The 15,260-nt window shown below is 30.4% G+C and carries 16 protein-coding genes; 15 read left to right on the forward strand and 1 reads right to left on the reverse strand.

Features of this window, described 5'->3' with window-relative positions; all coding sequences use genetic code 11:
• Positions 1–27: 27 nt before the first annotated feature.
• The 14 genes from ATE84_RS23820 to ATE84_RS23885 all read left to right on the forward strand — a co-directional run bounded on the left by ATE84_RS23820 (position 28) and on the right by ATE84_RS23885 (position 10,507).
• Complete coding sequence (locus tag ATE84_RS23820; protein WP_101450293.1) at positions 28–1,137, forward strand: alpha/beta fold hydrolase; 1,110 nt, start codon at positions 28–30, stop codon at positions 1,135–1,137.
• A 117-nt stretch (positions 1,138–1,254) separates the two neighbouring features.
• Positions 1,255–2,610 (forward strand): radical SAM protein, encoded by a 1,356-nt coding sequence (locus ATE84_RS23825; protein ID WP_101450294.1) that lies wholly within the window; start codon positions 1,255–1,257, stop codon positions 2,608–2,610.
• Positions 2,597–3,271: a hypothetical protein gene (locus tag ATE84_RS23830; protein WP_101450295.1), complete on the forward strand. Its 675-nt coding sequence runs from the start codon at positions 2,597–2,599 to the stop codon at positions 3,269–3,271. Before ATE84_RS23825 ends, ATE84_RS23830 begins: the two co-directional genes overlap by 14 nt.
• A 148-nt stretch (positions 3,272–3,419) precedes the next feature.
• Positions 3,420–4,034 carry a hypothetical protein gene (locus tag ATE84_RS23835; RefSeq protein WP_101450296.1) on the forward strand — a complete coding sequence of 205 codons (615 nt, stop codon included), beginning with the start codon at positions 3,420–3,422 and terminating at the stop codon, positions 4,032–4,034.
• Between the two features lie 129 nt (positions 4,035–4,163).
• Positions 4,164–4,310 carry a hypothetical protein gene (locus ATE84_RS26385; RefSeq protein WP_158237325.1) on the forward strand — a complete coding sequence of 49 codons (147 nt, stop codon included), beginning with the start codon at positions 4,164–4,166 and terminating at the stop codon, positions 4,308–4,310.
• A 52-nt stretch (positions 4,311–4,362) separates the two neighbouring features.
• Positions 4,363–4,581: a DUF6500 family protein gene (locus ATE84_RS23840; protein ID WP_101450297.1), complete on the forward strand. Its 219-nt coding sequence runs from the start codon at positions 4,363–4,365 to the stop codon at positions 4,579–4,581.
• The gene (locus ATE84_RS23845) at positions 4,581–5,135 is read left to right on the forward strand and encodes an NADPH-dependent FMN reductase (RefSeq protein WP_101450298.1); all 555 of its coding nucleotides are present in this window, start codon (positions 4,581–4,583) and stop codon (positions 5,133–5,135) included. The genes ATE84_RS23840 and ATE84_RS23845 overlap by 1 nt, the downstream gene beginning before the upstream one ends.
• A 923-nt stretch (positions 5,136–6,058) precedes the next feature.
• Positions 6,059–6,682: a hypothetical protein gene (locus ATE84_RS23855; RefSeq protein WP_101450300.1), complete on the forward strand. Its 624-nt coding sequence runs from the start codon at positions 6,059–6,061 to the stop codon at positions 6,680–6,682.
• Between the two features lie 160 nt (positions 6,683–6,842).
• Complete coding sequence (locus ATE84_RS23860; protein WP_101450301.1) at positions 6,843–7,340, forward strand: DinB family protein; 498 nt, start codon at positions 6,843–6,845, stop codon at positions 7,338–7,340.
• A gap of 60 nt (positions 7,341–7,400) precedes the next feature.
• Positions 7,401–8,681, forward strand: coding sequence for an RNA polymerase sigma factor (locus ATE84_RS23865; protein WP_101450302.1), 1,281 nt, complete (start codon positions 7,401–7,403; stop codon positions 8,679–8,681).
• Positions 8,682–8,769: 88 nt separating this feature from the next.
• Positions 8,770–9,126 (forward strand): YciI family protein, encoded by a 357-nt coding sequence (locus tag ATE84_RS23870; protein ID WP_101450303.1) that lies wholly within the window; start codon positions 8,770–8,772, stop codon positions 9,124–9,126.
• Positions 9,127–9,136: 10 nt separating this feature from the next.
• Entirely contained in the window at positions 9,137–9,346 is a 210-nt protein-coding gene (locus ATE84_RS23875; protein ID WP_101450304.1) for a hypothetical protein, read from the forward strand.
• A gap of 1 nt (position 9,347) precedes the next feature.
• Complete coding sequence (locus tag ATE84_RS23880) at positions 9,348–9,818, forward strand: YHS domain-containing (seleno)protein (RefSeq protein ID WP_101450305.1); 471 nt, start codon at positions 9,348–9,350, stop codon at positions 9,816–9,818.
• Positions 9,819–10,072: 254 nt separating this feature from the next.
• Positions 10,073–10,507 carry a GNAT family N-acetyltransferase gene (locus ATE84_RS23885; protein ID WP_101450306.1) on the forward strand — a complete coding sequence of 145 codons (435 nt, stop codon included), beginning with the start codon at positions 10,073–10,075 and terminating at the stop codon, positions 10,505–10,507.
• 166 nt (positions 10,508–10,673) lie between these two features.
• Here ATE84_RS23885 and ATE84_RS23890 read toward each other — a convergent pair whose 3' ends face one another.
• Complete coding sequence (locus ATE84_RS23890) at positions 10,674–12,764, reverse strand: S41 family peptidase (protein WP_101450307.1); 2,091 nt, start codon at positions 12,762–12,764, stop codon at positions 10,674–10,676.
• Positions 12,765–13,374: 610 nt separating this feature from the next.
• Between ATE84_RS23890 and lysS the strand changes: the two genes are divergently transcribed.
• Positions 13,375–15,066 carry a lysine--tRNA ligase gene (gene lysS, locus ATE84_RS23895; RefSeq protein ID WP_101450308.1) on the forward strand — a complete coding sequence of 564 codons (1,692 nt, stop codon included), beginning with the start codon at positions 13,375–13,377 and terminating at the stop codon, positions 15,064–15,066.
• The last annotated feature ends 194 nt before the right edge of the window (positions 15,067–15,260 follow it).

The following is a 15,260-nucleotide window of genomic DNA, read 5'->3' on the forward strand; positions in this document are numbered from 1 at the left end:
TTAGTCAGAATTTGAGAAAAATTGAAGATGGAAATATGTATTAAAAAATCAACCTTTTTATACTCTATTAAAAGAGTAATTACACCCATACTTATAGTTACTTTAGTTCTAACTTCCTGCAAACAAAATTCTTCTAACAAGACGAATGTTGAAGTTGAAACTATAAAGAGTGACAGTATTTCGGAACAGAAATATGTAATAATTGAAGGAATAGAACAATTCATTCTTGTTAGTGGACAATCAAAATCTAATCCATTATTATTAATTCTTCACGGTGGACCAGGAACCTCAGAAATGCCTATGTTCAGAAAATATAATAGTGAACTCGAAAAACATTTTTTAGTTGTTCATTGGGATCAACGTAGTGCAGGGAAATCTTTTAGCAAGGAAATTCCAAATTCTACAATAAATGTCCCCCAAATGATTGAAGATGCACACCAACTTACACGCTATCTAAAGAAAAAATTTAAAAAGGAAAAAATATTTTTGTTAGGACATTCTTGGGGTTCATTTTTAGGTATCAATACAGTTTTCAAGTACCCAGAAGATTACTATGCATACATAGGTACTGGACAAATAGCAAATCAATTAATAAGCGAACAATTGGGTTACGAGTTTGTCTTGCAAAAAGCCAAAGAGGCAAATGATATTGAATCTATTGATGACCTGAACAAATTAGGGCAGTTAACAATAGACGATAAAACGCCAGAGGAAATTATGTCTTGGATTTTTAAACAACGAGGGTATTTGGGTAAATACGGAGGTGCAATGTTCGAAATGGATGGAGCGAAAATGATGATGAGCGCCTTTGCCGAAAGTAAAGATTTAACTGATTATGATAAAGAACATTTTATGGATGGCAGTATGCTATCACTATACAAATTATTTCCTACAGTCTTGAAAACTGATTTAACAACCAAAATAACAGAATTAAAAGTGCCTACATACTTTTTACAAGGTATAGCAGACTATACCACATCATATTCGGAAGCAAAAAAATATTTTGGCCAATTAAAAGTTCCTCAAAAAGAATTTATTGATTTTAATAAATCTGGACATAATCCACCTTTTGAAGAATCTGAAAAATTCAATAAAATAATGATTAACAAAGTGCTTAAACATGCAGATAAAAAATAAAACCTGATAGCGGATTTGTATCTTAAATCTGCGCGGAAGTATTAACGATTAGGTAACATTTTGCACAACCACGAGACATATTTATAACGTTGTGCGTCATACCGAAAAAACCTGCAAATGAAGAAACAATACAAAGTCATTTTAATTTCAATGAGTGGTGTAAGAGTTTATAACAAACGATTACTTGACCTTGGATTGACTTTACCCGGATTTGTAGAAAGAAGCGAAGTAATTACAAGTCTCCCAAGTTTAGGTCTATTGACACTTGCAGCTCACACACCTGAAAATTGGGAAGTAATTTATAAAGAATTAGACAATTTTTCAGAATCTGAAATCATAGAAATAATTAATAAAAAACCAGATATAATTGCATTTTCTTCATTAACTGCTAGAATTAATGAAACGTATAAATTAAGCCAAAGATTCAGAAATATTGGAATAACAGTTGCCATTGGTGGATTACACGTTTCAGCAGTTCCAAATGAAGCACAAAAATTTGCTGACATTGTAATACAAGGAGAAGGCGAAATAATTTGGAAAACAATTCTTAACGACTTTGAGAACAATTCAATCAAACCTTTTTATAGTTCGCTTTCAAACTCAAAATATACTTTCCGTTTCAATTCTTGTAAAATACCAAAATATGAATTGCTTGACATTTCAAGGTATAATAGGTTAACAATTCAAACTACTAGAGGTTGTCCTTTAAACTGTAGTTTTTGTGCAGCTTCTCGAACTATAAGTTCCTACAAAAAGAAATCAATATTGCAAATTGAAAAGGAATTAAACAAAATACTTGAAGTTTGGGAAAGGCCTTTTATCGAGTTAGCAGATGACAATACATTTATAGACAAAAAATGGTCAAGAGAATTGTTAACCCTATTCGCAAAATATAAAATCAAATGGTTTACTGAAACGGATATTTCTATTGCGTATGATGATGAGTTATTAAAGCTTTTGGCAAAATCCAATTGTGCTCAAATTTTAATTGGATTTGAAACCGCAAATAAAAATGGACTGAAAGGAATTGATAGAGGTAATTGGAAACATAAACAATTTGATAATTATTTAAAAGCTATTGACAAAATTCAATCCTACGGAATATCTGTTAATGGTTGTTTTATTCTTGGATTTGATACAGACACAAAAGAAACATTTAAAGAAACAAAGCAATTTATAATTGACAGTAACCTATCAGAAGTTCAGATAACTTTATTGACACCATTTCCAGGAACTGAATTATATAATCAACTTAAAAAAGAAGATAGGTTATTAACTGAGAACTATTGGGACAAGTGCACATTATTTGATGTGAATTTTATTCCGAAAAACTTTTCAGTAATAGAACTTGAAACAGAATTTGAAAATCTAATGGAAAATGTCTATTCCAAAGAGCTTGTTGCAGATAGAAAAAAGCACTTCAAAAAAACACTATTAAACAGAAAAAAAACGAATCTATATGAGTCTATTTAATACCTTAATTAAACTGTTAACTTTTAAGTTAACCAGAAAAGAAATGTTAAAATTTAATATAAAGCATTTCTATTTAGGTTTGGTTGGCACTTGGCTAGTTGGAATGGGAAGATATTGGGATGATAGTGGAGCAAATTTGATGCAACATCTAGGATTAGGTTCTGTCATTTACATTTTTGTATTGGCATTATTTATTTGGCTAATCTTAATTCCATTCAAAATAGAAAATTGGAGTTATTTTACTGTGTTAACTTTTATTGGTCTTACCTCCTTCCCTGCAATCTTTTATGCTATTCCTGTAGAAAAATTTCTTTCAATTGAAACTTCAAACACTATAAATGTTTGGTTTTTAGCAATTGTTGCAGCATGGAGATTAGCCTTACTATTCTACTTTTTAAAACAGTTTACGAAATTAAGTATGATTAATATTATTACTGTTACATTAATGCCAATATGTATTATAATATCCCTATTAACAATATTAAACTTACATAGAGTTGTTTTTAATATTATGGGAGGAATGAGAAACCCAACTCCACACGATAGTTCTTATATGGTCTTAATGCTACTTACTGGAATTTCGTTAATTTTATCAATACCATTATTGATTTCTTATGGAGTTGGAATTTATATCAGAAGGAAAAAATTAAACACAAAATAAAGTACGAAGGCACAAACGAACAACAATGTAAAAATACTAGCGGTTTAATCGCTATAATAAAAGTAAGTATAAAAAAGGTCTGTGTTTATCCGAAAAGTTAGTGAGGTAAAATCCGCTACTATCCTTATACTAGACCGTGGGTACAATTATGACGAACAGTATTTTTCATAACAAAGAATTTAAAATAAATGGAATTTCTATTCCTGAATTTGAATTGAAAAATGGAAATCTAATCCGAATATACATCCCAAATTTTGATGCCAAAAACTTGCCTTTAGGTTTTGACTTGGCTATTGAATTAATTAAACGTTTTCAAAATCAAAAAACCGATTTTCCATGGGCAAAAAACTACCGACAGCATACAGTTATGGAATTATTAAACTCTTTGACTGTTAATAAATATCTGATCAATAAAATGCGAATTGATAAATCGAAGGCGAAAAAAATTGCAGAAGAAATCGGAATTAGTTTAAAGGATAAATTCGAGCATTTGAGTTTTACTAATAGAAAAGCACTAATTATAAAAGCTCTTTTTGATAAAAATGATAGTGTGATTTTAGATTATTACGGAGTAGATGCTAACGGAATTAGATTTTTGGAAAGGTTAGTGAATTCCGAAATTGAAAATGATAAATCTGCTATTGCATTTGATAGATTTGAATTTAAAGCCAATCAAGAACCATTTCAAAATATTATCCCGATAGAAATAAAAAACTGTATCCAACACGATATATGTGACCATAACAAGCAGTTAGAGTTTTAATCCAATGGTTGTTGTATTTTCACAAAGGCACAATGCTTGCAAAAATAAAAAGTTAGCAATCAATGTACAGAAAAATCGAAAAGCAAGATAAGTGCTATTACAAGAAAATTAGCTGTAATAATTTGGACTATGAGTACTAAAAAAGCTCCTTATCAACCCTCAACTGATTTCTTATTCTTAGATCAGAAACGAAAACTTAAAATGATAAACAGAATTAAAAAACATATCGCCAAATTTAAACTTAATCTCGAAAAACCAGAAGAAATAACTAATTGATAGTCAAAACAAGTAATTGACATTAGTCAGAATTAAACTCACAATTATTAAAATGAATGAAATAATAAGGCAAAAAATAATTAATATTTGTAATGAAAAAATTGAGAAAAAAGGAACAGGTGTTGGGCTTTCATTTTATGCTTTTTTCGCCAATAAAAACGATAACCCAAAACTATTAATGGAAGTTGCAGAGTGGTGGATTATGAAACATAAACTTGACCATTTTGAAAAAGCAATTAAAATCAGAGAAATGGTCCAAAACAAATTGTAATGACTAAAAGACTTAAAATTTTAGGGATTAATGGAAGTGCAAGCCAAAATTCTTCGAACCTTTCCATTTTAAATAAAATTGCCGAACTCGGAAAATCCCAATTTGATTTGAATATAATTGACGACTTGACCGAATTACCACATTTTAAAACGGAATTGACAGATAACAATGTTCCCGAAAAAATAATTGAATTTCGTAATCAAATTGAAAATGCAGACGGAATCATAATCTGTACACCTGAATATGTTTTTAGTATCCCAAGCGGGCTTAAAAATGCAATTGAGTGGTGTGTTTCGACTGCGGTATTTTCTGACAAGCCAATTGGACTGATTACAGCTTCTGCAAGTGGTGAAAAAGGACACGAGGAATTGAAACTAATAATGAAAACAGTTCAAACAAATTTCACAGACGAGACTACGCTTCTGATACAAGGAATTAAAGGTAAAATAAATAATAGTGGGGAGATTTTGGATGATAACACGAAAAATCAATTAGAGAAATTTGTACAGTCGTTTAATAGATTAAATGAAAAGTCTACAGGTAACACGGCATAGTACATTTATTTCCTTCACGAAGCATACGCATTATACAAAAGACTCCAGACTGTCTAAAAACCAATAGAAGATTATGCCATAAAACAATAGAATTAAAAAAGTCTGTAGTTGACGCTCAACAAATAATGAGCATCATAAATCATGCATATGTTCCTAAGGAATCAAAGAGAATATTAATGAAGTTCAAGATATATGTAATAAACTAGATTCACTTGTTTTAGCTGCTAAAACTAAAACAGAATCTAATTTAAATCGAATTGCTCCTAAACAAATAGATATTGCCAAAATATTCTTATCCGAAAACCCTATAAGTTATTATGATTGCATTAATGATCCAGATTCTACAATTACTCTAAAAAACCATCCTCTAAAAAAGAAATCGAAAATTCACAACTCAATGACATCCCTTTTTCGGAGATTATGTTAAAGGATGACTCAAGCCTGTTAAAATTATCCGAACATACTTCTTCATTTTTGGATTCTTTAAAATTTCATAAGCTCAAAAAATTATCAACCTTAAATTTAAGAGAAAATAGTTTAGACTATCTACCTTTCAATTTAACAAAATTAAATAAAATTGAATATTTGAATTTAAACAAAAATAGTATCGAAAAAACACCAAATAACCTTGATGGTTTTAGTAGACTAAAGTATTTAGATCTAAGAAATAACTTTTTTGATAAAACCGAAAAAGAAAGAATCAATAGTATCTCGACTGAGACTGAAATACTATTTTGAATAATATTTGCCAACATCAAGTATGATACCATAAACGTTGAGTGATAACCAAAAGGTTCTTTTATATTTGCTATGGCACAAAAATTTCAGAATGTAAAAGTTATAAAATCAGTGTAGAAAATATCATTGGCTTGGTAACATTTTAATCAGCTACGACACATATTTATAAAATTACCACATATAAAATGAAAACTTATATTTTACTATTAGCATCAGTTATTCAACTGAGTTCATTTTCTCAAACAAAAATTTCTGGAAAAACTAAGTATTTTGCCAGTTATAAGTATAACTTATCTGTTCTTGATTCATTAGTAAAAAAGGAACTGTCTATTTTGAATTCTGCAAAACATACTATTGAAATAAAACAAGGATCAAAAACTTATAACACACAAACTGATTCTAAGGGTTTTTTTGAAATGCTCCTTGATAGTGAAGAACAAATATTCATTAAAGTAAATAAAGAATCCAAAGTTTCTAACTTTAATTTTATTATAGAACCTCATAAGTTTAATCGTCTAATTGAATTAAACATGACAAATACTAGAGTTGAAAGTCATATAGACTCTATTACATCTACTAAGTTCTACAATAAATACAATTTAGGTCAAGCTTATAAAAACTTCGAGAACAAAAACTATAAACTAATTATCATAGAAAAACCAAATACTTCAAAACAAATAATCAAAAGACGAAGACGAAAAGAGAAAAGGCATAATGTAAAATATGTCCCTGAAGATATAAACTCAGTTGCTGAGCTCAGAATGATGATTAAATATAATTCTAAGATGAAAGAATTAATCGGAATTTAATACATGTGTGGCAATATATAACCTTAATTACGGAAGATCAACTGCGTCTGAATCCACTCGGAATTTATAAGATTTATGTTTAATCCGAAAATAATAGCTAATTTAACCCGTAACTGACAATTAATAAGAATCGTATACAAAAAGCTTAACATTCATTAGAATGAAATATCTAATTCAAAACATTATTCAACAATATAAAGAAGTCCAAAATGGAAAATTATGGATAGGTAGCACATTTACTAGTAAATTAAATCAAGTTGATGAAAATATGGTTTTTAAAAGACCAATTATAGGTTTACACAGTATCGCAGAAATAATTTCCCATTTGACGTTGTGGAGAAAAGAGACCATCTTGAAAATTGAGACGGGCGAAGGAAGTAAAACAGATGATTGTGAGGAAAACTGGTTGACTAATGACAAACTGGAATTAATGGGTTGGCGATATATCAAATCAGAATATGATAAAACTCTTACAGAATTGATTAATTTACTAAAATCAAAAGATGATGAATTTCTGAATAAGGAATATTATGATACAGATTTTAAAGGCAATTATAAGTATCGTTTTGTAATTAACGGAATGTTACATCATGATATTTATCATTTAGGACAACTTGGAATAATCATAAAATATTTAAAAGAAAACAACAATAGCTAAAAGTAATTGCTTGTTCACACAACAATTCATATTCAAGACGTTAGTCACAAGCATATAAAAATGCCCGTAAATGAAAAGAACATATCGAACAAAATTGATCATTTATTCAGGCATGAATACGGTAAACTTGTTTCGGTATTAACCAAAACATTTGGAACTTCAAATATTGAACTTGCTGAGGATATAGTACAAGAAGCTATGCTCGAAGCTCTAAATAGATGGACTTATAACGGAATCCCAACTAACCCTGTCGGATGGATTTACAAAGTTGCTAAAAACAAAGCAGTAAACATCCTGAACAGAGAAAAGTACAAAAGACAATATGCTTCTGACATTGCTCATCTTCTGCAATCTGAATGGACTGTAGCACCCACTCTAGAGCAAATCTTTACAGACAAAGAAATTGCAGACGACCAACTGCGAATGATATTTACCTGCTGCAATCCTATCATTTCAAAAGATTCACAAGTTGCCCTTACCCTAAAAACTCTTTGTGGGTTTAGTATTTCGGAAATTGCAAAAGCATTTCTGACTACCGAAGAAAACATCAATAAAAGATTGGTAAGAGCAAGAAAATCAATTAAAGATGCAAATATTTTATTTGAAGTCCCAACTGGAAGAGAATTAGAACAGAGATTATCAAGTGTTCTCGAAACTATTTATCTTCTGTTTAACGAAGGTTACAATGCAACTTCTGTCGATAACCCAATTCGTTATGAACTTTGTGAAGAATCCATTCGATTAACTGAAATTATTGCATCAAATCAGATCATAAAATCTTCTAACACATATGCTTTATTAGCGTTGATGATTTTCAATACATCAAGATTTAAATCAAGAATTGACGAATTTGATAATATTCTGGATTTGGAACATCAAGATAGAAATCAATGGGATAAGGAATTGATAAAGAAAGGGCTTTATTATTTAGAATTTGCAACACAACAAAATGAGGTTTCCATTTATCACATTCTTGCCACAATTTCTGCCCATCATTGTACAGCACTTGATTTTAAATCAACAGATTGGAAAAGTATTTTATCTCTATACGATATGCTCATCAAAATAGATAATTCACCCATTGTCCTACTAAATAGAGCTATTGTTTTTTCCAAAACCGCAAGTCCCAAAAAAGCTCTTCAGCAATTAGAGAAAATAAAAGACAATTCTGTTTTTAGCTCATATTTTCCATATTATACTACAAAGGCAACGCTTCATTTTCAAAACAAAGAGTCAAAAAAAGCTAAAAAACTCTTAGATGATGCATTAAAAAAATTCGACACAAGAAACCACAAGCACCTCATTAACAAGGTTTTGAATGATTTTTCAGGAAATATTTGATTTTTTTTAAGATTCAATGTCCTTTTTGCTTCCTTTCATTTGACTATTAGATATAAAACAATTTTCAAAAAAATTAAATGAACAAATTATGCAAGAATTTATGATTTTTATCAAAACCAAAGGCGACCATTTGGCAAGCCTTTCGCCAGAACAACAACAAGCCCACGTACAGAAAATCGGGAAATACATAGGTGGTTTAATGGACTCAGGAAAACTAAAAGGTGCACAACCGTTGGAAATGGGTGGAGCTGTAATTCACGGTAACAAAGGTGTTTTTAAAGACGGACCTTTTAACGAATCGAAGGAAGTGATTGTAGGCTATTTCCACATTGTGGCTAAAAACTTAGAAGAGGCTATTGAAATTGCAAAAGCAAACCCAGTGTTTGACGATTCTGAAGGTTCAATTGAAGTAAGACCTATTAAACAAATGGACGGTATCAACTAAAAAAAACCATATGAACTCAGGAAATAAAGACAAAACAGTAGCGTACAGTGGGCATTGTGCTTTTGCCGTTAGCACAGGAAAAATAGATATTAAAGGAGGCAAACACAGCCTGACGATTGAAGGAAAAACTTATCTATTTTCAAATCCGATAGCCAAGTTTTTATTCAAATTGATACCCAATCGAATTGAAAAGGCAGATATCAACTGGAAAAACAAATAAAATGAAAAAAAGAACTAAAATAATATTACTATCACTCGTAGCAATAGTCGCTTTTATTTTCATTTTTGCAAAAGCAAACCGTATTTCACCATTATCTTGGGGGCACAAGGAAGTTAATCAATCAATGTTTTCAAACGAAGCCGCCAATGGCTATGATGTCGTTGCCTACTTTACAGAAAACAAAGCTATAGTTGGTAATGAAACCTATTCCTTCAATTGGAAAAATGCAGATTGGTTTTTTTCATCAGAAGAAAACAAAAGTTTGTTCATTCAAAATCCAGAAAAATATACTCCGCAGTATGGTGGTTATTGTGCCTTTGCCGTAAGTACCGGGTTTACAGCGAATACAGATCCGAATTCTTTTGAGATTATTGATGATAAATTATACCTTTTTGATGGAAAAAGTGTGAAAACAGATTGGAAAAAAAATCTAAAAGAAAATTTGCAAAAATGTGGAATGAACTGGAAATAATACGGTCTACAACACTGTAAAAAATAATAGCGACTTTGATACTTAATCTAAAGTCGCTTTTTTATATTTATGGTCAGTCTTAAAACAGAAAGATTAGTGTTTCAAAAAACTACTATTACTTTTATACTAAACTGTTGTCAATAATTTAACCCATGAAAATTAAGAAAAATATAAGAAATAAATACCAATAAGACGAAGTCAAAATATGGTATAAACTATCTGGATTAACGAACATATCAATGTAAATGAAAAACATGATTACTGAAATTAAACAAATCACTCCATCTGAAACTTTACCAATTCGCCAGAAAGTTATGTGGCCAAATAAACCTATAGAATATGTTGAACTGTCAAATGATGAAAACGGAAGACATTTTGGTTTATTTGTAAATGAAGAGGTTACATCAATAATATCTGTATTCGTAGAGAATAATGAAGCGCAATTTAGAAAATTTGCAACATTAGTTGAATTTCAAGGATTAGGATACGGAACAATTTTATTAAAAAGAATAATTGATTTAATGAAGAAAGAAGGAATTAAAAAGTTGTGGTGTAATGCCCGAGTAGAAAAATCAAAATTCTATGAGAGATTCGACTTAAAGCTTACAGATGAAAAATTTAAGAAAGGTGGAATTGAATATGTAATCATGGAAAGAACTTTTGTTAACATGGCATCTGATAAAACATAACTAATACCTACTAAACTGAAAGGCTTGTGTCTATTTTCAAAAATCATCGAATTTTGATTAGTCTTCAAACAGAAAATAAATAAAACACTTACACTTAATAATGAGATGTGAGTTTCTATATTTAAAATGGTAGTATTTATAGCCGATATACTACCATTTTATCATTCTAATTTTCGTTTAAAATATACTGCTTAGCACTTTCCAAAATCTCATCTTTACCACTTTTTATTCCTTCAATAGTCAAATTAACTTGAACATCTGGAACAATACCAATCCCTTGAGTCTCATCCCCGTTTGGATAATACACTCCAAGACCAGAAATCATTGTACTAATGTTTCCAGGAAGATTTATTTTAGAGATATTGCCATCTGCACCCGCCGTTTGGCTACCAATTACTTTTGCTTTAGGCGCTGTTTTTAAGGCCATAACTGTGTATTCGGCCTGGCTTTGAGTATACTCATCTACTAATATTACTACTTTCCCTTTATAATAATCTGAATTATTTCTCCCTACAGTTAATGGAGAAGCAAAATTGAATTTCCCTGGATTTTCAATAGATCCTTTAGAAAATTTAACGAATTCGACAGGTTTTGGTAAAAGATAATCACTTAAATTAAAAACAATAAAATCTGATGGATAACACCTTAAATCAATTATCAAACCTTTTTTGCTTAAGTATTTTTTCATTATTTTATTGATTTCTCCTTTCTTTAAAGAGCCCGGGTATATGTAACCAATATCATTATCCAGTTCTTTATGGGATGGCAAATCTTTATTAAAAAAATTAACTTGGCCAATAGGTGTACAAAAAACTTCCTTATTAATTTCTTTATTGTCTCTTTTTATTGTGAGATTTATAAACTTATTATTTGTACGTAACAGTTTAAAACATACATCTCTAATTCTTGCAGATTCATTAGAACCAATGGCATATTTTTTTAGAATATTGACATTTCTATCTATATTTTTCTCATTAATTTTTGTGATAATATCACCTTTCTTAATATCAAGATTCTTATTCAATATATTTGTAACGACAAATTCATTTTGGATAAATTTAATTTCCAAAGGTGCTATATTCATACCAAAAAAACTATCGATCATTTTCCCCATTTGTAATATGGTAGAATGTGTATCATTAATTTCTCCAATTAATCTTAAAACAGTTAGTTTATACGAAACTTCATCGTCTGTTTCAATAAATTCAGGAATATATTTCCTAAGTACTCCATTCCAATTATTGGCCAAATGTTTGGAAGGGTGAAAATACTCTACCATATTCCATAATCTAAACAAAGTTAATAGTTTATATCCGGTATCTTTCCAATCCATTTTAGGATAATTAGGCTCATTTTTGAAAATCGGATTGCCTACGTTTTCATCAAATTCGAGGTAATGATTATATTCGATATCATGGTTTTGCCCTTTTTTAAATGATTTTTTCCAATGAATTAGTTTGGATTTAAAATCATTATCTACTGTTAAAGGTAATATTTCTAATAACTCCTTATCCCAATTATATGCTCCTGAACTAACCAAAGAGTTATGATATTTTAAATACCCCCATTCTTTTGCTAAATCTTGTAAATTGTTAATTTGGTTTTCAGAAACGGCACCATATATTCTGAAATTAGAATCTATATAGTTATTATTAGCCTCTGATTCTTTAGTTACAGCTTCTTTAAACAATAGATCTTTATTATCCATTGTGGATACTACATCTTGATACCTTTTTCCATCTATGTAAACCGAAAAATCATCAAACCACACTTCTCCATTTCCAGACAATATACCTCCAATGTATATATTGGTTGCATCCATATGATTAGGTAAAGTAATTTTATACTTTGTCCAATCCCCGGATCCATTTATATTTTGACTATACATATTATCAAACTCCAAACTTTCATCATCTTTATCAATTCTAAGAAGTAATCCAACACGACCTTTAACATTTTTAGTTTTTATATATCCTTCTAATGTGATTTTTTTTCCTGGTAAGCTATAAGGTAACTGATAAGCAATGCTTCCAAATGGTTTTTCATCATCATTAGACGTAATATTAACGGCATAATTTCCTGAATTATAATGTATCGAATCTTTTGCTATACTATAACCTCCCCATGTAAACCAATTTTTGGGGATATGACTCCCTTTTTCATATTCTTCGAACCTATAATCAGCATTTACTATTTGAGATTTTGAACTACAAGAACAAAAAATAATGAGTAATACTATAAAAAAAGATTTTTTCATACTTAATTGAGTTTTAATATTGTTCTGGGAGGAAATATTGCATTCTTAAAAGAAAGTAGTTTTAGGAGTGCTATTATATAACAGATTTATAATAAAGTCCTTTAAATTTTTTCAATGTTAGATACAATAAATCTTTGAAGCCCACTTTTTGTTTAAGTATAAACAATTAATGGGATTGAAAATCTTTTCAATCCCATTAGTTTAACAATGTAATCTATATAAAATTAAGCGACTGTGCACTCACAAGTAGCTTGCCCAATAGTACCACCACATGCTAAGGTTACACAATTTTCGGTAGGTCTAGGTTGACATATCCTAGGGTGTGTATCACATCCTGGAAAAAGCCATGATCCTCCATTTTCTTCTCCTCCTCTAATTTCATTTTGACTTAGTTTTGATATTGTTGACTTTTCTAATTTTAGACCTTTAAGAGACTTTTTCTTTATGAGATTTTTATTTTTATATAATAAATAAGCTCAAATATATTAAATTTCAGCAATACATAGTAAAAATTAAGAACGACTGTGCATCAGAGGCTAAAAGTTTTTAAGCAGACCTTTCTTTAAATTCTTCAAATAGGCTATTTTTGTCCCTTTAAAATGACGAATTTATGCAATTATCAGAACAAGAACTTGTAAGAAGAGAGAAATTAAAAGCATTACGCAATCTAGGTATTGATCCTTATCCGGCTGCATTGTATCCGGTTGACTATACCTCTAAACAGATAAAAAGCAAGTTTGAAGAAGGTAAAAAGGTGATTATTGCAGGTAGGTTAATGTCGAGAAGAATACAGGGTAAAGCTTCTTTTGCAGAATTACAAGATACCGATGGTCGCATACAAGTCTATTTTAATAGAGATGAAATTTGTCCCGGTGAGGATAAGCTATTATATAATGAAGTTTATAAAAAACTATTAGATATAGGTGATTTTATAGGTATCGAAGGAGATCTTTTCACTACTCAAGTTGGAGAAAAAACGGTATTGGTTAAAAATTTTACACTATTAAGTAAATCTTTAAAGCCACTTCCTCTTCCTAAAACAGATAAAGAAGGAAACACCTTTGATGAATTTAATGATCCAGAGTTAAGATATCGCCAGCGTTATGCTGATCTGGTGGTGAATCCAAAAGTTAGAGATACATTTATAAAACGTACCCAGATTGTAAATACTATTCGTGATTTCTACAATGAAATGGGCTTTTTAGAAGTCGAAACTCCTATCCTTCAGCCTATACCAGGGGGTGCAGCTGCACGTCCGTTTATGACACATCACAATGCACTTGATATTCCATTATATCTTCGTGTTGCTAACGAACTGTATTTAAAACGTCTAATTGTAGGAGGATTTGATGGAGTTTATGAGTTTGCAAAAGACTTTAGAAATGAAGGTATGGATCGTACTCATAATCCAGAGTTTACAGTAATGGAAATGTATGCTGCTTACAAAGATTACCATTGGATGATGGATACTACCGAAAAGTTACTAGAAAAAGTAGCGGTAACACTTCATGGAACTCCTGAAGCACAGTTTGGAGACAATATCATTAACTACAAAGCACCGTATAAGCGAATCGGTATTCTGGATGCTATAAAAGAACATACCGGATATGACCTTTACCAAAAGAGCGAAGACGAAGTTCGTGAAGCTGCTAAAGCATTAGGTCTTGAAGTTGATGAAACCATGGGTATCGGAAAAATGATAGATGAAATTTTTGGAGAAAAATGTGAAGCCAGTTATATTCAACCCACATTTATTATCGACTATCCTGTAGAGATGAGTCCACTTACCAAAAAACATCGTTCTAAAGAAGGCCTTACAGAGCGTTTTGAACTTATGGTCAATGGGAAAGAATTAGCGAATGCCTATACAGAGCTTAATGATCCTATTGATCAACGTGAACGTTTTGAGGATCAACTTAAATTATCTGAAAAAGGTGATGATGAGGCTATGTTCATAGATCAGGACTTTCTACGTGCCTTAGAATATGGTATGCCACCAACCTCGGGGATTGGAATAGGTATTGATCGATTAGCTATGTTTATGACCAACAATCAATCTATCCAGGAAGTATTATTTTTCCCTCAAATGCGTCCTGAGAAAAAACAGGTTGAACTTAATGATAACGAAAAAGCAATTTTTGAGATTCTTAAAAAAGAAAAAAGCATGGTGCTTTCTGACCTTAAAAATGCTACCGGATTAAGTAATAAAGGCTGGGATAAGGGAATGAAAGGCCTATCTAAATTGGGATTAACAAAAGTTACGAAAACTGATGACAGTCTATTGGTAGAAATAGCAGAGTAATTTTGAACACCAAAATATAATATAAACATAAAAAACGCAACCGTATTGGTTGCGTTTTCCCCTTAATAAACAATTTCCGTTATATGAAAGAATTTTCCAGTTGTCTTCGCATATACTTTTCTAACATGCAATAATGATATCCTAGTACACCTAGGCAGTACTTTCCGAAAATGTTATTCTTATAGTATTCTCAA

It is taken from the genome of Aquimarina sp. MAR_2010_214, from assembly GCF_002846555.1.
GTDB lineage: Bacteria > Bacteroidota > Bacteroidia > Flavobacteriales > Flavobacteriaceae > Aquimarina.

Excerpts from the sequence above, each read along its gene's own strand:
- ATE84_RS26385 (WP_158237325.1), top strand. The coding sequence starts at position 4,164 with ATGAGTACTAAAAAAGCTCCTTATCAACCCTCAACTGATTTCTTATTC.
- ATE84_RS23855 (WP_101450300.1), top strand. The coding sequence starts at position 6,059 with ATGAAAACTTATATTTTACTATTAGCATCAGTTATTCAACTGAGTTCA.
- ATE84_RS23890 (WP_101450307.1), bottom strand. The coding sequence starts at position 12,764 with ATGAAAAAATCTTTTTTTATAGTATTACTCATTATTTTTTGTTCTTGT.
- ATE84_RS23835 (WP_101450296.1), top strand. The coding sequence starts at position 3,420 with ATGACGAACAGTATTTTTCATAACAAAGAATTTAAAATAAATGGAATT.
- ATE84_RS23870 (WP_101450303.1), top strand. The coding sequence starts at position 8,770 with ATGCAAGAATTTATGATTTTTATCAAAACCAAAGGCGACCATTTGGCA.
- ATE84_RS23880 (WP_101450305.1), top strand. The coding sequence starts at position 9,348 with ATGAAAAAAAGAACTAAAATAATATTACTATCACTCGTAGCAATAGTC.
- ATE84_RS23875 (WP_101450304.1), top strand. The coding sequence starts at position 9,137 with ATGAACTCAGGAAATAAAGACAAAACAGTAGCGTACAGTGGGCATTGT.
- ATE84_RS23840 (WP_101450297.1), top strand. The coding sequence starts at position 4,363 with ATGAATGAAATAATAAGGCAAAAAATAATTAATATTTGTAATGAAAAA.
- ATE84_RS23825 (WP_101450294.1), top strand. The coding sequence starts at position 1,255 with ATGAAGAAACAATACAAAGTCATTTTAATTTCAATGAGTGGTGTAAGA.
- ATE84_RS23860 (WP_101450301.1), top strand. The coding sequence starts at position 6,843 with ATGAAATATCTAATTCAAAACATTATTCAACAATATAAAGAAGTCCAA.
- ATE84_RS23820 (WP_101450293.1), top strand. The coding sequence starts at position 28 with ATGGAAATATGTATTAAAAAATCAACCTTTTTATACTCTATTAAAAGA.
- ATE84_RS23865 (WP_101450302.1), top strand. The coding sequence starts at position 7,401 with ATGCCCGTAAATGAAAAGAACATATCGAACAAAATTGATCATTTATTC.
- ATE84_RS23885 (WP_101450306.1), top strand. The coding sequence starts at position 10,073 with ATGATTACTGAAATTAAACAAATCACTCCATCTGAAACTTTACCAATT.
- ATE84_RS23845 (WP_101450298.1), top strand. The coding sequence starts at position 4,581 with ATGACTAAAAGACTTAAAATTTTAGGGATTAATGGAAGTGCAAGCCAA.
- lysS (WP_101450308.1), top strand. The coding sequence starts at position 13,375 with ATGCAATTATCAGAACAAGAACTTGTAAGAAGAGAGAAATTAAAAGCA.
- ATE84_RS23830 (WP_101450295.1), top strand. The coding sequence starts at position 2,597 with ATGAGTCTATTTAATACCTTAATTAAACTGTTAACTTTTAAGTTAACC.